Raw genomic sequence first — 16,544 nt, 5'->3', positions numbered from 1 at the left:
CCTGTCGACCGTCGACTAATAAGCGACCGCCGGCGCCGATTGTCTCGCCCGCGCGTTATATGGCTCGACAGCCGCAAGGAGCACCCATGAGGGATCTGCTGATCGGGGCGTTGGCCGGCATTGTCGGCACCTACACCATGACGGTGGCGAAGGAGGAACTGTATCCGGCACTGCCGCACCGGCAGCGCTATCCCCTGCCGCCGCGCGAGATCACCCAGGACGTGGCCGAGCGCGCCCTTGGCCGGTCGCTGCCGCCGGGGCCCATGACCACCGCCACCCTCGCCAGCCATTTCGGCTTCGGCGCGCTGTGCGGCGCCGCCTTCGCCGCCCTCGGCCTGCATCGGCGGCAGGCGGTGCGGCGGGGCGTGGCTTACGGCCTCGGCGTGTGGGCGGTGAGCTACCTCGGCTGGCTGCCGCTGGCCCGCATCCTGACGCCGGCCACCCGCCACCCGGCGGAGCGCAACGCCCTGATGATCGCCGTCCATGTGGTGTGGGGCGGCGTCACCGGCCTTGCCGCCTCCCGCCTCGCCCGCAGCCCCATGCTCTACGGCGGCGACGACCCGCTGCCCGACCGCGCCCGCTCACGGAGGACCGCCCCATGAAGGCCTTTCTCGCCGCCCTCGCCTTCGTCGCCGTCACCATGACGGTGACCGGCCTCGGCTACAACGTCATCAGCGTTTCCGCCACCGACGCCTTCTCGCGCGAGTCCGCCCGCGTGGAGCGGCAGGCGCCGGTCGACGGCCGCCTGGACTGGGCCAACGAGCACCACGACTGACCGCGACGCCCTCCCCCTCACACAAGCAACAAGCAAGGGCCGGTCCTCGCGGGCCGGCCCTTGGTTCAGGCGACAGGTGTTTCGCGGGCCTAACGCCGGCTGCGGTTGGCGTTGGGGTCGGAGACGGCGCCGGCATCCCGCTGCGCCTCGTACCAGCCGCGGTGATGGGCGCGGGCCCAGTTCTCGTCCACCTCCCCCTTGCCCATGGCGTCGAAGGCGCCTTCCATGCCGAGGGTGCCGATGTAGATGTGGGCCAGGATGCCGGCGATCAGCAGCATGCCCAGCGCCGCGTGGACCACGTGCACCAGCTGCATGGTGTTGACGCCGCCCAGGGCGAAGGGCACCAGCAGGCTCAGGCCGGTGCCGGCCATCACCAGACCGCCGAGCACCATACCCCAGAACACCGCCTTCTGGCCGGCGTTGAAGCGTCCGGCGTCGGGGTGGTGGGAGCCGCCCTTGCCGAGCAACCCGCCCATGTCCTTGATCCACAGCAGGTCTTCGCGGTTGGGGATGTTGTCCTTCACCCACAGGGCGAGCATCAGCAGGATGCCGAAGACGAAGGGAATGGCGGCGTAGTTGTGGATGTATTTCGACACGTCCACCACCGGCATGAAGGCCTGATGGCCGATCAGCGGGATCAGCACGTGGCGGCCGAAGGTGATGATGAGGCCGGTGATCGCCAGCAGCAGGAACGACACCGCCGACGTCCAGTGGGCGAAGCGGTCGAGCCCGTCGAAGCGCTGCACGAGACGGCCGGAGAAGCCCTCGTCCAGCCGGATGCGGCCGCGGATGAGGAAGAATAGCCCGAGCGCCGCCAGCATCCCCAGGATGACGATGGCACCGCCCCACACCAGCAGGGTCATGCGGTAGGTCCGCCAGTCGCGCCCCTGCGGCTGCACCAGCGTCGCCAGCTTCTCGTCGGGGATGGAGATGCGGCCGACCTGTTTCTGGTCGGGGATGACCAGCTGGAAGTTCTCCTCCGTCACCGCGCCGGGGGTCTGGCGCTCCAGCCCCGGCCCGGTGGGCTCGATGACATCGGTGCCGGAGCCGACGCCGGCGTCGATGGTCTGCTGCGCCAGCGCCGGGGCCGGCGTCGCCACGGCCAGCAGGGCGAGGACGAGAAGAACGCTGAACAGCGCCATCAGGGGCGGGAAGGCTCGGTGCGCCATGGGGTCGGTCCTCCGCTGCTCGGTCGGGCGTCGGGGTGGCGGGTGCATCAGGACTGACCCTGACGCGGGCCGCCGGGGCCGCGGGGGCCGTAGGCGTCGCCGTCCTGGCGGTCGCCGTAGGCGGTGGCCCAGCCCCAGGCGGGCGAGCCGTAGCCGCGGCGCAGCACCCGCTCGGTATAGATGTCGGCCAGCACCTCGATGTCGCCGCCGATCAGGGCGCGGGTGGAACACATCTCGGCGCACAGCGGCAGCTTGCCTTCGGCCAGACGGTTGGTGCCGTACTTGCCGTAGCCTTCGGCGGTGGTCTCGTCCTCCGGCCCGCCGGCGCAGAAGGTGCACTTGTCCATCTTGCCGCGGGTGCCGAAGGCGGTGGTCTGGGGGTACTGCGGCGCGCCGAAGGGACAGGCGTAGAAGCAATAGCCGCAGCCGATGCACAGATCCTTGTTGTGCAGCACCACGCCGTCTTCCGTGCGGTAGAAGCAGTCGGTGGGGCAGACGGCGGCGCAGGGCGCGTCGTTGCAGTGCATGCAGGCCATGGAAATGGAGCGCTCGCCCGCCTGCCCGTCCTGCAGGGTGATCACCCGCCGGCGGTTCATGCCCCACGGCACCTCGTGCTCGTTCTTGCAGGAGGTGACGCAGGCATTGCACTCGATGCAGCGCTCGGAGTCACAGATGAATGCCATCTTGGCCATGGGGCCTTCCTTTCCTCCTTACGCTTTTTCAATGCGGCAGAGCGTCACCTTGGTTTCCTGCATGAAAGTCACCGGGTCGTAGCCGTAGGTGGTGACGCCGTTGCAGGGCTCGCCGAGAACGATGGGGTCGGTGCCGGGCGGGTACTGGCTGCGCAGATCCTCGCCCTGCCAGTGGCCGCTGAAGTGGAAGGGCATGAACACCACTCCCGGCCCGACCCGCAGGGTGACCAGCGCCCGCATGCGGGCACGGCCGTTCTCCGGTCCGTGGACCCAGACGGTGTCGCCGTCGCGCACGCCCAGCCGCTCGGCATCCTGGGGGTTGATCTCGACGAACATGCTCTGCTGCAGTTCGGCCAGCCAGGTGTTGGAGCGGGTTTCCTCGCCGCCGCCCTCGTACTCCACCAGCCGGCCGGAGGTGAGGACGAAGGGGTATTTCGAGGGAATGTCGTTCTCCAGCGCCGCCTGCTGGACGGCGTGGTTGAGGTGCGGCAGGCGGTATTCGCGCCGGTCCTCGATGGCCGGATAGCTGCTCACCAGGTCGCTGCGCGGGGTGTAGATGGGCTCGCGGTGGATGGGCACCGGGTCGGGCAGGTTCCACGCCACCGCCCGCGCCTTGGCGTTGCCGTAGGGGAGGCAGCCGTGGGCCAGCGCCACCCGCACGATGCCGAGCGACAGGTCGTTGGCCCACGACACGGAATCGATGTCGTCGCCGCCGATCTCCTCGATCACCGCCATTTCCTCTGCGGTCAGTTCCTGGTCCCAGCCGAGCTTGCGCAGCACCGCCATGGTGAACTCGGGGTAACCGTCCTGGATGTCGGAGCCTTCGGAGAAGCTGCCCTCGGCCAGCAGGGTCTCGCCGTTGCGCTCGATGCCGAAGCGGGCGCGGAAGGTGCCGCCGCCCTCCATCACGTGCTTCGACGTGTCATAGAGCACCGGCGAACCGGGGTGACCCCATTCCGGGTAGCCCCAGCACGGCCACGGCAGGCCGTAGTACTCACCTTCCAGCGGGCCGCGCGTCGCCTGCATGGTGATGCGGTCGAAGTCGCCCTGGTACTTCATGTGCAGCTTCAGCCGTTCCGGCGAGATGCCGGTGTAGCCGGTGGAGATGCAGCTGCGGTTGATCTCGCGCAGGATGTCCTCGGGCAGCGGGCGGCCGCCGTGGACGGCGATGTGCTTGAACAGTTCGTCGGCGAAGCCGAGCTTGCGGGCGAGGCGGTAGAGGATCTCGTAGTCGTCCTTGGACTCGAAGATCGGATCGACCACCTTCTGCCCCCACTGCACCGAGCGGTTGGAGGCGACGCGGCTGCCGTCGGTCTCGAACTGGGTACAGGCGGGCAGGATGTAGCTGTTCTCCAGCCGGTCGCCCATGGCCCCGAAGGTGGTCGGGTGGGGGTCGATGATGACCAGCAGGTCGAGCGCGTTCAGCCCCTTCACCATGTCCGGCATGCGGGTGACGGTATTGCCGCCGTGGCCCATGACCACCATGCCGCGGATGGGGTTGGGCTGGTCGATCTCGTCCGGCTCCGCCAGGGCGGCGTCGAACCAGCGGGTGGTGGGGATGCCCTTGGCCTCCATCAGCTCCTTGGAGCCGAAGCGCGACAGCAGGTATTCGTAAGGCACGTCCCAGGCGCGAGCGAAGTGCTTCCACGCCCCTTCCGTCAGCCCGTAGTAGGACGGCAGGGTGGAAACGTCGAGCCCCATGTCCGTCGCCCCCTGCACGTTGCAGTGGCCGCGGTAGATGTTGGCGCCGCCGCCCGCCACCCCGATGTTGCCGAGCGCCAGCTGCAGGATGGAGAAGGCGCGCACGTTGGCGGTGCCGACGGTCTTCTGCGTCGCGCCCATGCACCAGATGAGCGTCGCCGGCCGGTTCTCCGCCATGGTGCGGGCGACGCGCAGCAGCTGCTCGCCGGGCACGCCGGTGACCTCTTCCACCCGGTCGGGGGTCCACTTGGCGACTTCGGCGCGCACCTCGTCCATGCCGTAGACGCGCTCGGCGATGTACTGGCGGTCTTCCCAGCCGTTTTCGAAGATGTGCCACAGGATGCCCCACACCAGCGGAATGTCGGTGCCGGGGCGCAGGCGCACGAATTCCGTCGCATGGGCGGCGGTGCGGGTGAAGCGGGGGTCGATGACGATGAAGGGGGCGCGGTTGCGTTCCTTGCCGCGCAGCATGTGCTGCATGGCCACCGGATGCGCCTCCGCCGGGTTGCCGCCGATGATGACCAGACAGCGGGAGTTCTGGATGTCGTTGTAGCTGTTGGTCATGGCGCCGTAGCCCCAGGTATTGGCGACGCCGGCGACGGTGGTGGAATGGCAGATGCGGGCCTGGTGATCGACGTTGTTGGTGCCCCAGAAGGCGGCAAACTTGCGCAGCAGATAGGCCGCCTCGTTGGAGAACTTGGCGGAGCCGAGCCAGAACACGCTGTCCGGCCCGTACTGGTCGCGGATGGCGGTCAGGCGGTCGCCGATCTCGTCGATGGCCTGATCCCAGCTGATGCGCGTCCACTCGCCATTGACCAGCTTGAGCGGATACTTCACCCGCCGCTCGCCCTTCACCAGTTCCCGCACCGAGGCGCCCTTGGCGCAGTGGGTGCCCTGGCTGATCGGGCTTTCCCAGCCCGGTTCCTGCTGCACCCAGACGCCGTTCTGCACCTCTGCCACCACCGTGCAGCCGACCGAGCAGTGGGTGCAGACGTTCTTGCGCAGGATCTTCGGCTGGTCGGCCAGCAGCGGCGCCGCCTCCGCCTTCTTCACCACCCCGCCCGACAGGGTGCCGAGCGCGGCCAGACCGCCCGCCGCTAGCCCGGAATTGCGCAGGAAGGTGCGGCGGTCGAGGCCGCCTCTTTCGTCGACTGTCGACAATACCTGCGACAGAGCCCCGCGTGCCGGCGTGGCGGTACGTCGCTTGATCAACATGCTGGCACCCTCCCTGCCCCTACAGCCTGTTCAGGGCGTAAAAGCGTTTCACGTGGTCGGTTTCGGAGTACTGCGCCTTGCTCTGCTCGGCCGGCGGCTGGTAGGCCTCGGCCTCGTCACCGCCTAGCACCGCCGGCAGCGCCACCGCCGCCCCGGCACCGGCGCCGGCCAGGCCGGCCGCCTTCAGGAAGCGGCGGCGCCGCGGGTCCATGTTGTCGTCGTCGCGTTTCATCCGTCCGTCTCCTCAACCATCAGGCCGCCGGCGCGGCCGGCCGGGGGTGCATCGTCGGGCAGGTCGAAGGCGCGGGCCTCCACCGCCAGGAAAGCCTTGCCGAGGGCGCCCACCGGCGCATAGAAGCTGGCGCCGGCGGCATGCTGCAGATCGTGGAAGAAGCGCGGCACCCAGGTGCCGATGTGGCGCTCGAAGAAGCCGCGCTGGCCGACCAGGTCGGCGGTGCGGCCGCTGACCCGGCCGTCGATGAGGTCGGCCATGGTCTCCAGCGTCACCGCCACGTGATCCTCCGGCTCGCACACCCCGTCGGCGCGGGCAAGGCCCAGGCCGGCGAGGTCGCCGCGCAGGCGGATCAGCGGCGGACCGAACAGGAAGCCGCTTTCGTAATAGGAACCGTAGGGGACAAGCTCGCCGCGCTCGACGCCGATGAACAGGCGGTTGTATTCGCGTTCCGCCGCGGCGGCGCCGGTGCGGGCGGCGGCGGCGCCAAGGCTGGCCAGCGCGCTGCCGAGGGTGGAGCCGTCGTCGCCCTGCAGCCCGGCCAGCCGGCGCAGCATGGCCTCGTCGGGCGGGCGGGCCAGCAGGGCGGCCAGCAGGCGATAGGCCTGTCCGCGGAGTTCCTCGGTGTCGTCGTTGGTTCCGGCCGCCGGTCCGCGCAACGCTGCCCCCGCTTCTGGATGCTGTTTCCCCCACAACGCACCAGAGGCACAAGACGTTGGCCGCATTCGCCGCACCCGCCGCCGGGGCTGCGCGTTGAACCCGACGGACCCCGCCCCGCCCGTCCCGCGCCGCACGGAAGGCTGCCACCATGACCTCACCCCGCCTGCCCACCCTCGCCGCCGCCGGTCTGGCCCTGCTGCTGGCCGCCGGTTCCATGCCTCCGCCGGCCTGGGCCCAGGGCGAGCCGGCCCAGGGCGGCTCCACCGAAAGCCGCGGCCTCACCGATCAGGACGTGGAGGACAGCCAGGCGCCGGAGCCCACCGCCCAGGGCACCCGACCGCCCGCCGATCCCAACCCGCAGGAGGAAGGCGGCAGCGACACGCTCTACGACAAGCTGACCCGCGTGTGGGACGCCCCGCCGGCGCTGGACGGCTCCCCGCTGCCGCGTCCGACCGAGGTGGGCAGCCAGCCGACCACCGAGATGGACCCCATCGGCGGACCGGACAACCTGTTCCGCGACGGCTACATCGAGTAACGGCCATGACCATGAGCATGGACAGGGGCGCAAGGCGGAGCCGGCAGCGCTTCCCGGTGGGCGTGGTGGTGGAACGGCGGCCGGCCCGCAGCCGCTGGCTCGACCACGTGCTGACGGTCACCGCCGTGCTGCCGGGGGCCGTGGGGCGGCCGTCGTGGTCGGAACTGGCCCGCCTGGGCGACACCGTGCAGATGTTCGCCGGCACCGTCGACATCCACGTCCACCCCGGCGACACGCGGAACTACAAGGACAACCTGGAAGCGCCGCAGCCCAAGGTCTACGTGGTGCTGCGGCGGGGCGGCGGCGGGCCGTCGGGCTGGCGGCTGCTGCTGGCGACCGTCGACCCCGCCGAGGCCCAGTCCCACGCCGAATGCGGCGACGACCTGCTGGAGGCCCTGCCCATGCCGGCGCCGGTGCGCGACTGGCTGGCCGAGTTCGTCGCCCGCAACCACGTGGAGCGTCCGCGCTGGAAACGCCGCCGCGACGATGCCGACCCCGAGGCGCTGGCCCCGCGCCGCCGCCCCCACGCAGACGGAGACCGCCATGGTGGATGATCCGGCCGAAGGCTTCCTGTCGCGGTGGTCGCGCCTCAAGCAGGCCGACCGCGACCCGCCGGTGGAACCGCCGCCAGGGCCGGTGCCCGAGCCGGCACCGCTGCCGCCCTCCCCCTCGCCCGTTCCGCCGCCGGCCGATCCGGTGGCCGCGGGAGCGGAGGCGGAGGCCGCCGACCCCTTCGACCCCGCCGACCTGCCCTCCATCGACAGTCTGGGCGCCGACAGCGACTACACGGTCTTCCTGCGCAAGGAGGTGCCGGAAAGCCTGCGCCGCCTCGCCCTGCGCAAGGCGTGGAGCAGCGACCCCGCCATCACCGGCTACAAGACCTTCGCCGACTACGACTGGGACTTCAACGCCCCCGGCTACGCCGCCCTGCGCCCGACCGACCGGCCGGAAAAGCTGGTCGAGCGCCTGTTCGCCCACCTGAAGGACAAGTCCGCCGACGCCCCCGACGCCGAGGCAACGGAACCGGAGGCCGCCGCCCCGCCCGAAGGCGATGGCGAGCCCGACGCCGATACCGCCGTCCCGGCGGCCGAGGAAGACCCGCCCGCCACCGCCTGACCGCCGCCGGGCCGCAGGGCCGAAAGGCGCAGCCGCACCACCCCTGCGTGACGGGCCACCGCCGCGTCCGGGCGTTGTCCTTGCAGACACTCATCCGAAAGGAGGACCGCCCCATGAAGGCGCTGGTCTGGCACGGCAAGAACGACATCCGCTACGACACGGTCCCCGACCCGACCATCGAGGATGGCCGCGACGCCATCATCAAGGTGACGAGCTGTGCCATCTGCGGTTCCGACCTGCACCTTTACGACCACTTCATGGTCGGCATGGAAAAGGGCGACATCGTCGGCCACGAGTTCATGGGCGAGGTGATGGAAGTCGGCCGCGACAACCGCAAGCTCAAGGTGGGCGACCGCGTGGTGGTGCCCTTCACCATCGTCTGCGGCGAGTGCGACCAGTGCCGGCGCGGCAACTTCTCCGTCTGCGAGCGCACCAATCGCCGGGCGGACCTGGCCTCCAAGATGTTCGGCCACACCACCGCCGGCCTGTTCGGCTACACCCACCTCACCGGCGGCTATGCCGGCGGTCAGGCGGAATACGTGCGGGTGCCCTATGCCGACGTGGCGCCGGTGAAGGTGCCCGACAGCCTGACCGACGAGCAGGTGCTGTTCCTGGGCGACATCCTGCCCACCGGCTGGCAGGCGGTGGCGCAATGCGACATCGAGCCGACGGATACGGTCGCCATCTGGGGCGCCGGCCCGGTCGGGCAGTTCTGCGTGCGGGCCGCCGTGCTGCTGGGGGCGAAGCAGGTGGTGGTCATCGACCGGGTGCCGGAACGCCTGTCCATGGCCGTCGCCGGCGGCGCCATCGCCATCAACTTCGAGGAAGAGAGCGTCCTTGAGCGGCTGGGCGACCTGACCGACGGCAAGGGGCCGGAAAAGTGCATCGACGCGGTCGGGCTGGAGGCCCACGCCACCCGCTCCATCGACAGCGTCGTCGACCGCGCCAAGCAGGCCATGATGCTGGAGACCGACCGGCCGCATGTGCTGCGGGAAATCTTCTACGCCTGCCGCCCGGCCGGCACGGTGTCCATCCCCGGCGTCTACGGCGGGTTGATCGACAAGGTGCCGTTCGGCGCGGTGATGAACAAGAGCCTGACCATCCGCACCGGCCAGACCCACGTCAACCGCTGGACCGACGACCTGCTGCGGCGGATCGAGGAAGGCCAGATCGACCCGTCGTTCGTCATCACCCACACCGGCAGCCTGGCCGACGGGGCGCACTACTACGACCTGTTCAAGCACAAGAAGGACGGCTGCGTGAAAGTCGTCCTCAAGCCGTGACGGGAGAGCACCCCATGACCCACCCCTACCAGCACACCACCGCCCGCTACGAGCGGCTGTCCGACACCGCCGGTCAGCTGGCCCGCGGGCTCGGCTGGGTGAGCATCGGCATCGGCCTGGCGGAACTGTTCTACGGCCGGCGGCTGACCCGCAGCCTGGGAATGGACGGCGACGGCACCCTGCTGCGCGCCTACGGCCTGCGGGAGATCGGCGTCGGCCTCGCCATCCTGGCGGCGGATGATCCGCGCTACGGCATCTGGGCCCGCATCGCCGGCGACGCCGTCGACCTCGCCACCCTGGCCGGCGGCACCGACAACGGCCGCCATCGCCCGCAGGCGGCGCGGCTGGCGGCCGGGGCGGTGGCGGCGATCACCGTGCTCGACATCGTCTGCGCCCAGGCCCTGCAGGCCCGCCAGCGACTGGCCCCGGAGCCGCCGGACTACAGCGACCGCAGCGGCTTCCCGCAGGACCCCCAGGCCATGCGCGGGCAAGCGACGGCGGCGGCAGCGGCAACGGGCCGCGGCGGCGAGCAGCAGGCCCCGGCGGCCGCCATCTGACGGCGGTGCCTCGGCCTCAGCAGGCAGGCGGCTGGGCGCCGGCCGCCACCACCGCCTGCCACGCCTTGCGCAGGCGCAGGTCTTCGGCCGCGGTGGGCTCGGCCAGATAGGCGGCGGCAGCGTCGGCCAGGGCCTGGATGGCGGCGCGGGCGGCGGCATCGCGGGCGCCGAGGCCGTGACGCTCCAGGCAGAAGCGCACGTTCAGCTGCATCACGCGGGCGTTGGAGAAGCGCTGCACCGTCATCAGCACGTCGCGCAGCAGCAGGAACTGCGCCGCCGCGTCCCAGGTGGAGCCGGCCGGGGCGTCGTCGTTGCAGGCGGCGCGCAGCAGGTCGGGCAGCAGATGGCCGTCCTGGAAGGCCACGCCGACGCCGGCCGTCACATGGATGCCGGCCCCGCTATCGATGCCGCCGGCGTTCATCGTCTGCATCAGCATGATTGCTGTCTCCGCTTTCTCTGGTCCGTGTCCGTGCTGGACGCGGCAGCCCGCCGCCGTCCGGTTGCCGCACCTGTCGCAAACCACGGGCCAAGCTGTGAAAGGCGGAGAAAATCAGGGTTAATGCGACGTCCGCCGGGGCAGACGGGGCGGCGACGCGGCGCCGGCAGAGTTACTTCGCGACGGACGCGGCAGGCTGCATTGCATCCTGCAGGCGGCCCCGCCGCCGCCGCAGGTGACCCCCGGCAGCGGCGGCGGGAGGTGCCTGGATCAGTGCAGACGGCGGCCGGGCGCCTTGTCGATCCCGCCATGGGCGTTGGTGTCGTTGCCGATGTCGCCTTCGATGGTGGAGTCGTCGAGGGCGTCATCCAGCTCGTCCGGCGACACGCCCGCGCGGGTGGTGCCCTTGTTGCCGCCGATCAGGGGGTTGTCCTTCAGGTCGGCGTCGGTGGGCTGTTCGGTCTTCGGGTGCTTGGACATGCGGGCTTCCTCTCAGATGGACGGGACGGAGGGCGGCGCGCCGCCCTCCTTCATCCAACGACCCGCGACGGCGGGAGGCTCGCGCCGACCGTCACGCCCCGCCGCTGCCGGCAGCTGGACGGTCGGTAGCCAGCATGACGGCGTAGTCGGCCAGGAACAGCAGCAGCGCCACCACCCACAGCCCCGCCGCCGTCAGCAGCGCCGGCGAGTAGAAGGCGGGCGACAGGGCCGGCCCCGCCACCCGCACCACCGCCGCCAGGGCGAGCAGCCCGTAGGCGACCGTGGTCAGGCGCGGCGCCGTCAGGGCGCGGCCGGTGTGGCCGAGGGCGACGCGCGACATCACCCCCACCACCATCACGCCGACGGCGCCGATGGTCCACAGGTGCAGCGCCGTCGACTCCACCAGCAGCCCCACCACCGCCGCCGCCATCAGCAGGAAGCCCGCCGCCACCAGGGCATAGCCGGCGTGCAGCACCCACAGCAGCGGCTCGGCGCCGGTGCGGCGGCCGTGCCAGCGCGACAGCCGCACCAGCAGGGCGAGGCCGGCGGCGGCGAACAGCACCGCCCGCAGGCCATCGGGCGCCCCGGCGGCATCGGCCAGCACGGCGGCGGCGGTGACGGCGACGGCGCCGCGGTCCAGCCACGTCCCCATGGCCACCGTCACCTCCTGCCCCTGGCGCACTAGCCAATTGCGGGTGAAGGCGGGAGTGATGCGGCCGCCGATGATGGCGATCAGCAGCACCAGCAGCTCCACCCCCAGGCGGGCCGGCGTCTGCGCCAGCGGGTTATCGAACAGCGCCAGGGCATCCCCCAGCGACAGCACCTGCAGCAGGCCGAGCAGCGTCACCACCGCCACCACGCCCAGATTGCGCGGCTGGCGGGCGGGCACGATCTGGCGGGCCAGCGTCACCGCCAGGGCGAGCGGAAACAGCGCGTCCACCGCCAGCACCAGCGGCGCCGGCAGCCAGGCGGAGAAGCCGACCGCCAGCCGCCCGGCCAGCCACACCGCCGCCAGCCCCGCCAGCGGCAGGCCGCGCACCGGGGCGCAGCCGACCCAGTTGGGCACGGCGGTGAGCAGGAAGCCGGCGACGGCGGCCAGGCCGAAGCCGAACACCATCTCGTGGGCGTGCCACTGGAACGGCGGCAGGGCGATGGACAGGACGGCGAAGTCGGCCCCGTTCAGATGCACCGCCAGCCAGACCAGCCACAGCGCCATGGCGGTGATGCCCCAGGCGGCGGCGGCCAGGAAGAAGATGCGGAAACCATAGGTCAGGACGGCGGGCATGGTGCGGATCCTCCTTCCCTGTCAGCCGCGCAGGGCGGCGTGGCGGGCCGCCAGGATGGCGTCGTCGTCGCTGTCGAGGATCTGCGCCAGGGCGGCCAGCAGGCCCATTTCCTCCTTCTGGATGTGGAACGTCTCGCGCTCGATCAGATCCTGCGCCGTGCCGCGGAACAGGCGCCAGTCGGCCGCCGTCATGGTGCCGGCCAGCAGGCTGCGGCAGCCGTCGCGCACCTCGGCGGCAAGGGGGCGGATCTCGTCGTGCTCGCCGCTCAGCATGTCGACCATGAAGGTGGCGCCGGCCTGGGCGATGAGGGGGAACAGGTTCTCCTCCTCGAAGGCGAAGTGGCGGGCGACATCGTCCTCCAGCGCCGTCGCCACCGCCTCCAGCGCCGCCTGCACGGCGGGGTCGGAGACGTCGGGCAGGCCGCTGCGGTCGGTCAGCCGCTCCAGCCCGTCGAGCGCCGCCAGGGTGGACTGGTGCTCGCCGTGCAGGGCTTCGCCGGTGCGGGTGGAGCCGAAGAAGGTGTTCATGAGTGACTCTCCGAAGGACGCGGCATGACCGGCAGCGGACGCGGCGGCGGCGCCGCCTTGGGACCGGAGCCCTTGGGCCCCACGGTCAGGCGATGGCGACGGGCCCGGCGGGCCACGGTGATGCCGTAGACAAGGAAGGATGCCGCCCCCGCCGCCCCCGCCACGCCGGCCGCCACCGCCAGCGGCGGCAGGGCCAGGACCACGGCGGCCAGCAGCAGCCCGAGGGCGAGCGGATGGCAGACTGTCGACAGCCTCAGCGGCACGTCCCACACCAGCGCATTGGCGGACATCGGCCGGGCGCAGGTGCGGACGGTGTGCATGGAGGCCAGGAACGGCAGGATGCGCTGCAGGATGCCGAGCAGCAGGGTCAGCAGCCAGCCGGGCAGCAGCAGCACGCCGAAGGGCTCGGGCTCCAGCACGCCGGCGTAGACCAGGGCGCCGGCGACGATGGACAGCGGCAGCAGCGCCCACGAGGCGCGTATCATCACGAACGACAGGCCGAGCTTGCGGCGCATGCGCTTCGCTACCGTGCGCAGCATCAGGCGCACATGCAGCAGGGCGGCGACGAAGCCGGCGACCATGCCGGCCCAGACGGCCGCCGGCACCGCCAGCAGCAGACCGCCCGCCGCCAGCGACAGGCCGAGGGCGGCCAGCGCCAGCACCGGGCGGCCGCTGCCCGGCGGCGGCGGCTCGGCCACCGCCAGCATGGGCACCAGCACATGGCTGAAGCCGACCACCAGGAAGCCCATGAAGCCGTAGGCGGCCAGCACCGCATGGGTGGCCGCGGCGGCGGCATGGTCGGGCAGCAGGGAGAGGCGGTAGTCATGCGCCAGCAGCCCGCCCAGCACCACCACCGCCAGCAGGCAGACGAGCGCCAGCCACACCGCCGGCAGGGTATCGGCCAGAGCGGAGGCCCGCGCCCGCAGCAGCAGGCGGGCCAGCAACACGGCGAACAGCACCAGCCCGACCACCGCCGCCCCCGCCCCCGCCACCATCAGCGGCACCAGGAAGCCGAGGAAGCCGGCCACCAGCAGCACCCCGCCGCCGCCGACGGCGGCGAGTACCAGCCAGCCGAGCAGCGGCGGCGGCGCCGTCTGCTGCGTCGTCACCGGCAGGATCTGCAGCACCGCGCCAAGGGCCGTCGTCACCAGCACGCCAAGGGTGAGGGTATGCACCGCCGCGAGGCCCGGCCCCGGCCCGCCGACGGCGGTGACCTCGGCCGGGAACAGCACAGCGATGCCCCACAGGGCCAGATGCGCGACCAGCGCCAGACCGAAGAACGCAACCGGCACCAGGGGATGCAGCAGGCGCTGCTCCGCCCCCGCCAGGGGCACGACGGACATCAAAGCCCCTCCGGCGCCAGGCGCAGGACCGTGTGGCCCGGCGCCTCGGCGACGATCTCGTAGGTCCAGCCGCGATCCTCCAGCTCGGGGATCAGGTGGACGGGGAACTGCGGCACATGCACCATCAGCGTCTGGGCATGGGCGCCGCCGTCGAGGAACCGCAGCACCTCCAGCATCGGGCCGGGGGGCGGCAGGCCGCGCACGTCCAGGTGCAGGCCGTCCTCCTCGATCCAGAACTTGCGCGGGGCATCGGGCTCCGCCTGCGGGTCCGGCTCCGGCTCCGCGGCCGGCTCCGGCTCTGCCACCGCCGCCGCGCAGCCGCCGGCGCGCAGGAAGCGCACGCGGAAGCGGCCGTCGGCCAGGGTCTCCACATGGTTCTGGAAGCCTTCGCCGGTCAGCAGGTCGCGCAGCGGCACCGGGTCGAAGGGCGCCACCACCACCATCCCCCGGCCGGCTTCCACCGTCGCGGCGGTGCGGGTGAGCACGCCGAAGGGATCGCCGCCCCCGGCCAGCAGGCGGCTGACGTCGATTTCCGCCACCGGGTCGGCATCGACCGCGGCGACCCAGTCGGGGCGGGAGAGGATGGAGGCAGTCATTTGCGGCCTTCCTTGGCGGGCGCGCGGCCCGGACACGACATGATGAACAGGGCGCCGGCGGCCATCAGGCCGGCTGCGGCGGCAACGCCGGCCAGCGGCGCGGCGGAAAAGGCGATCAGGTGGACCAGGGTGGCGGCCATCATGGCCAGGGCGATGACCTTGGCGTGGACGGGGATCACCCGGTGCGCCCGCCAGTCGGCGAGGATGGGGCCGAAGCGCGGATGCGCCTCCAGCCGCGCCGCCAGGGCGGGACTGCCCTTGGCCAAGGCCCAGGCGGCCAGCAGCACGAAGGGCGTGGTCGGCAGCACCGGCAGCACCACGCCGGCCGCCGCCACCGCCAGGAAGATGCCGCCAAGGCCGGTCCACAGGGTACGGCGGAGGGTCATGGCGGCAGTCCTTTCCCGGCAGGAGGTCAGGGTTCAGGCGGGCAGGCGGACGGTCAGGCGGCGATCCGCAGGTCGAGCCGGCGCCAGACGGCGGCCAGCGCCTCCACCAGCCGGCGCATCTGCAGGTCGTCGTGCTGCGGGCTGGGGGTCAGGCGCAGGCGTTCGGTGCCGCGCGGCACGGTGGGGTAGTTGATGGGCTGGATGTAGATGCCGAAATCGTCCAGCAGCATGTCGGTCGCCAGCTTGCAGCGCGCCGCATCGCCCACCAGCACCGGCACGATATGGCTCGGGCTGCGCATCACCGGCAGGCGCCATTCCCGCAGCAGATGCTTGAGGGTCGCCGCCCGCTCCTGGTGGGTTTCCCGCAGGGAGGGGGTGCGCCGCACCACCGACACGCTGGCCCGCGCCGCCGCCGCCACCGCCGGCGGCAGGGCGGAGGAGAAGATGAAGCCCTGGCCGTAGGAGCGGATGGCATCACAGATCTCCGGCCTGGCGGCGACATAGCCGCCGACCACGCCGAAAGCCTTGGCGAGGGTGCCCTGGATGATGTCCACGCGGTCCATCACGCCGTCGCGCTCCGCCACGCCGGCGCCATGGCTGCCGTAGAGGCCGACGCCGTGAACCTCGTCAAGGTAGGTGAGCGCGTTGTAGCGCTCCGCCAGGTCGCAGATCTCGCGGATGGGGCCGAAATCGCCGTCCATGCTGTAGACGCTTTCGAAGGCGATCAGCTTGGCGCGCTCGCGCGGCTGGGCGGCCAGCAGCCGTTCCAGGTGGTCGAGGTCGTTGTGGCGGAAGATCACCTTTTCCGCCCGCGAATGGCGGATGCCCTCGATCATGCTGTTGTGGTTCAGCTCGTCGGAGAGGATCAGGCAGTCGGGCATCAGGGCGCCGAGGGTGGACAGCGCCGTCAGGTTGGCGGTGTAGCCGGAGGTGAACACCAGCGCCGCGTCCTTGCCGTGCAGGCTCGCCAGCTCGCGCTCCAGGGCGACGTGATGGCGGCTGGTGCCGGAGATGTTGCGGGTGCCGCCGGCGCCGGCGCCGCATTCGTCCACTGCGGCGTGCATGGCGGCGAGCACCTCCGGGTGCTGGCCCATGCCCAGGTAGTCGTTGCTGCACCACACCGTCACCGGGCGCGGCTCGCCGTCGACGAAGCGGGTGGCGGCCGGGAAGCTGCCGGCCTGGCGGGCCAGTTCGGCGAACACGCGGTAGCGGCCCTCGGCCTTCAGCGCGGCGATGCGGTCCTGGAAGAAGGCGGTGTAGTCCATGGCGGCGGTTCCTCACGGCAGTGCGATCAGGCCGCCACCATGCGCGATGGCGCCGCCGCCGCCCTTGAGGTTGGTCAAGACCGGTCTTGATCGCAGTCAAAGCGGCGGCATCGCGGCGGCCACACCCTGACGGCACCCACCCATCCCATCCGGGAGGTTCCCGCCGCATGACCCGCTTTGCGTTTCGCTCCCCGCACGATCCGGTGGTGATCGTGGTCGGGCACGGTTCCGACACCGATGCCGCCGCCGCCGCCGCCACCCTCGCCGGCGCCGCCGAGATCCCCCCCCCC

20 protein-coding genes are annotated in these 16,544 nt (G+C 71.7%); 7 read left to right on the top strand and 13 right to left on the bottom strand.

Annotated elements, in window-relative coordinates:
• Window positions 1-86: 86 nt before the first annotated feature.
• The gene (locus ABD056_RS00615; protein WP_343863391.1) at window positions 87-602 is read left to right on the top strand and encodes a hypothetical protein; all 516 of its coding nucleotides are present in this window, start codon (window positions 87-89) and stop codon (window positions 600-602) included.
• A complete protein-coding gene (locus ABD056_RS00610; protein WP_343863389.1) occupies window positions 599-775 on the top strand; it encodes a hypothetical protein in 177 nt (58 codons plus the stop codon). Before ABD056_RS00615 ends, ABD056_RS00610 begins: the two co-directional genes overlap by 4 nt.
• Window positions 776-864: 89 nt before the next feature.
• Here ABD056_RS00610 and ABD056_RS00605 read toward each other — a convergent pair whose 3' ends face one another.
• Genes ABD056_RS00605 through ABD056_RS00585 form a run of 5 tightly spaced genes read right to left on the bottom strand, consistent with a single transcriptional unit; the run spans window position 865 to window position 6,443 of the window.
• Window positions 865-1,944 carry a formate dehydrogenase subunit gamma gene (locus ABD056_RS00605; protein ID WP_343863387.1) on the bottom strand — a complete coding sequence of 360 codons (1,080 nt, stop codon included), beginning with the start codon at window positions 1,942-1,944 and terminating at the stop codon, window positions 865-867.
• A gap of 47 nt (window positions 1,945-1,991) precedes the next feature.
• Window positions 1,992-2,636, bottom strand: a complete 645-nt coding sequence (fdh3B, locus tag ABD056_RS00600) for a formate dehydrogenase FDH3 subunit beta (protein WP_343863385.1) — start codon at window positions 2,634-2,636, stop codon at window positions 1,992-1,994.
• 18 nt (window positions 2,637-2,654) lie between these two features.
• A complete protein-coding gene (locus ABD056_RS00595) occupies window positions 2,655-5,552 on the bottom strand; it encodes a formate dehydrogenase subunit alpha (protein WP_343863383.1) in 2,898 nt (965 codons plus the stop codon).
• 19 nt (window positions 5,553-5,571) lie between these two features.
• Entirely contained in the window at window positions 5,572-5,784 is a 213-nt protein-coding gene (locus tag ABD056_RS00590; RefSeq protein WP_343863381.1) for a twin-arginine translocation signal domain-containing protein, read from the bottom strand.
• Window positions 5,781-6,443, bottom strand: coding sequence for a TorD/DmsD family molecular chaperone (locus ABD056_RS00585; RefSeq protein ID WP_343863380.1), 663 nt, complete (start codon window positions 6,441-6,443; stop codon window positions 5,781-5,783). Before ABD056_RS00585 ends, ABD056_RS00590 begins: the two co-directional genes overlap by 4 nt.
• Before the next feature lie 149 nt (window positions 6,444-6,592).
• Here ABD056_RS00585 and ABD056_RS00580 point away from each other — a divergent pair, with 149 nt between their 5' ends.
• The 5 genes from ABD056_RS00580 to ABD056_RS00560 all read left to right on the top strand — a co-directional run bounded on the left by ABD056_RS00580 (window position 6,593) and on the right by ABD056_RS00560 (window position 9,935).
• Window positions 6,593-6,979, top strand: a complete 387-nt coding sequence (locus ABD056_RS00580; protein WP_343863379.1) for a hypothetical protein — start codon at window positions 6,593-6,595, stop codon at window positions 6,977-6,979.
• Between the two features lie 11 nt (window positions 6,980-6,990).
• Entirely contained in the window at window positions 6,991-7,533 is a 543-nt protein-coding gene (locus tag ABD056_RS00575; protein ID WP_343863378.1) for a DUF3305 domain-containing protein, read from the top strand.
• On the top strand, window positions 7,523-8,095 hold the full coding sequence (locus tag ABD056_RS00570) for a DUF3306 domain-containing protein (protein ID WP_343863377.1): 573 nt from the start codon (window positions 7,523-7,525) through the stop codon (window positions 8,093-8,095). The genes ABD056_RS00575 and ABD056_RS00570 overlap by 11 nt, the downstream gene beginning before the upstream one ends.
• Window positions 8,096-8,208: 113 nt before the next feature.
• Entirely contained in the window at window positions 8,209-9,378 is a 1,170-nt protein-coding gene (locus ABD056_RS00565) for a zinc-dependent alcohol dehydrogenase (RefSeq protein WP_343863376.1), read from the top strand.
• 14 nt (window positions 9,379-9,392) lie between these two features.
• Complete coding sequence (locus ABD056_RS00560) at window positions 9,393-9,935, top strand: cyclase dehydrase (protein WP_343863375.1); 543 nt, start codon at window positions 9,393-9,395, stop codon at window positions 9,933-9,935.
• Window positions 9,936-9,951: 16 nt separating this feature from the next.
• On the opposite strand, the gene ABD056_RS00555 is transcribed toward ABD056_RS00560, so the two are convergent.
• The 8 genes from ABD056_RS00555 to hemA all read right to left on the bottom strand — a co-directional run bounded on the left by ABD056_RS00555 (window position 9,952) and on the right by hemA (window position 16,254).
• Entirely contained in the window at window positions 9,952-10,371 is a 420-nt protein-coding gene (locus tag ABD056_RS00555; RefSeq protein WP_343863374.1) for a hypothetical protein, read from the bottom strand.
• Window positions 10,372-10,641: 270 nt separating this feature from the next.
• The gene (locus ABD056_RS00550) at window positions 10,642-10,851 is read right to left on the bottom strand and encodes a hypothetical protein (protein WP_343863372.1); all 210 of its coding nucleotides are present in this window, start codon (window positions 10,849-10,851) and stop codon (window positions 10,642-10,644) included.
• A 91-nt stretch (window positions 10,852-10,942) separates the two neighbouring features.
• Window positions 10,943-12,136, bottom strand: a complete 1,194-nt coding sequence (locus ABD056_RS00545) for an NnrS family protein (RefSeq protein WP_343863370.1) — start codon at window positions 12,134-12,136, stop codon at window positions 10,943-10,945.
• 21 nt (window positions 12,137-12,157) lie between these two features.
• Window positions 12,158-12,664 (bottom strand): hemerythrin domain-containing protein, encoded by a 507-nt coding sequence (locus ABD056_RS00540; protein ID WP_343863369.1) that lies wholly within the window; start codon window positions 12,662-12,664, stop codon window positions 12,158-12,160.
• On the bottom strand, window positions 12,661-14,007 hold the full coding sequence (locus tag ABD056_RS00535) for a hypothetical protein (protein ID WP_343863367.1): 1,347 nt from the start codon (window positions 14,005-14,007) through the stop codon (window positions 12,661-12,663). Before ABD056_RS00535 ends, ABD056_RS00540 begins: the two co-directional genes overlap by 4 nt.
• Complete coding sequence (locus tag ABD056_RS00530; protein WP_343863365.1) at window positions 14,007-14,603, bottom strand: DUF2249 domain-containing protein; 597 nt, start codon at window positions 14,601-14,603, stop codon at window positions 14,007-14,009. Before ABD056_RS00530 ends, ABD056_RS00535 begins: the two co-directional genes overlap by 1 nt.
• Entirely contained in the window at window positions 14,600-14,989 is a 390-nt protein-coding gene (locus ABD056_RS00525; RefSeq protein ID WP_343863363.1) for a YbaN family protein, read from the bottom strand. Before ABD056_RS00525 ends, ABD056_RS00530 begins: the two co-directional genes overlap by 4 nt.
• Before the next feature lie 53 nt (window positions 14,990-15,042).
• On the bottom strand, window positions 15,043-16,254 hold the full coding sequence (gene hemA, locus ABD056_RS00520; protein ID WP_343863361.1) for a 5-aminolevulinate synthase: 1,212 nt from the start codon (window positions 16,252-16,254) through the stop codon (window positions 15,043-15,045).
• Window positions 16,255-16,544: the final 290 nt, after the last annotated feature.

The sequence above is a fragment of the Caenispirillum bisanense genome (genome assembly GCF_039523075.1).
In the GTDB taxonomy this organism is placed as follows: Bacteria; Pseudomonadota; Alphaproteobacteria; order Rhodospirillales; family Rhodospirillaceae; genus Caenispirillum; species Caenispirillum bisanense.
Note: the sequence above shows the minus strand (reverse complement) of the source record. Positions and strands in the feature narration are given on the sequence as shown.

Coding starts and splice junctions, on each gene's coding strand:
- ABD056_RS00565 (WP_343863376.1), top strand. CDS start 8,209: ATGAAGGCGCTGGTCTGGCACGGCAAGAACGACATCCGCTACGACACG.
- ABD056_RS00540 (WP_343863369.1), bottom strand. CDS start 12,664: ATGAACACCTTCTTCGGCTCCACCCGCACCGGCGAAGCCCTGCACGGC.
- ABD056_RS00535 (WP_343863367.1), bottom strand. CDS start 14,007: ATGTCCGTCGTGCCCCTGGCGGGGGCGGAGCAGCGCCTGCTGCATCCC.
- ABD056_RS00550 (WP_343863372.1), bottom strand. CDS start 10,851: ATGTCCAAGCACCCGAAGACCGAACAGCCCACCGACGCCGACCTGAAG.
- ABD056_RS00525 (WP_343863363.1), bottom strand. CDS start 14,989: ATGACCCTCCGCCGTACCCTGTGGACCGGCCTTGGCGGCATCTTCCTG.
- ABD056_RS00570 (WP_343863377.1), top strand. CDS start 7,523: ATGGTGGATGATCCGGCCGAAGGCTTCCTGTCGCGGTGGTCGCGCCTC.
- ABD056_RS00590 (WP_343863381.1), bottom strand. CDS start 5,784: ATGAAACGCGACGACGACAACATGGACCCGCGGCGCCGCCGCTTCCTG.
- ABD056_RS00545 (WP_343863370.1), bottom strand. CDS start 12,136: ATGCCCGCCGTCCTGACCTATGGTTTCCGCATCTTCTTCCTGGCCGCC.
- ABD056_RS00595 (WP_343863383.1), bottom strand. CDS start 5,552: ATGTTGATCAAGCGACGTACCGCCACGCCGGCACGCGGGGCTCTGTCG.
- fdh3B (WP_343863385.1), bottom strand. CDS start 2,636: ATGGCCAAGATGGCATTCATCTGTGACTCCGAGCGCTGCATCGAGTGC.
- ABD056_RS00560 (WP_343863375.1), top strand. CDS start 9,393: ATGACCCACCCCTACCAGCACACCACCGCCCGCTACGAGCGGCTGTCC.
- ABD056_RS00615 (WP_343863391.1), top strand. CDS start 87: ATGAGGGATCTGCTGATCGGGGCGTTGGCCGGCATTGTCGGCACCTAC.
- ABD056_RS00555 (WP_343863374.1), bottom strand. CDS start 10,371: ATGCTGATGCAGACGATGAACGCCGGCGGCATCGATAGCGGGGCCGGC.
- ABD056_RS00605 (WP_343863387.1), bottom strand. CDS start 1,944: ATGGCGCACCGAGCCTTCCCGCCCCTGATGGCGCTGTTCAGCGTTCTT.
- ABD056_RS00610 (WP_343863389.1), top strand. CDS start 599: ATGAAGGCCTTTCTCGCCGCCCTCGCCTTCGTCGCCGTCACCATGACG.
- hemA (WP_343863361.1), bottom strand. CDS start 16,254: ATGGACTACACCGCCTTCTTCCAGGACCGCATCGCCGCGCTGAAGGCC.
- ABD056_RS00580 (WP_343863379.1), top strand. CDS start 6,593: ATGACCTCACCCCGCCTGCCCACCCTCGCCGCCGCCGGTCTGGCCCTG.
- ABD056_RS00575 (WP_343863378.1), top strand. CDS start 6,991: ATGAGCATGGACAGGGGCGCAAGGCGGAGCCGGCAGCGCTTCCCGGTG.
- ABD056_RS00530 (WP_343863365.1), bottom strand. CDS start 14,603: ATGACTGCCTCCATCCTCTCCCGCCCCGACTGGGTCGCCGCGGTCGAT.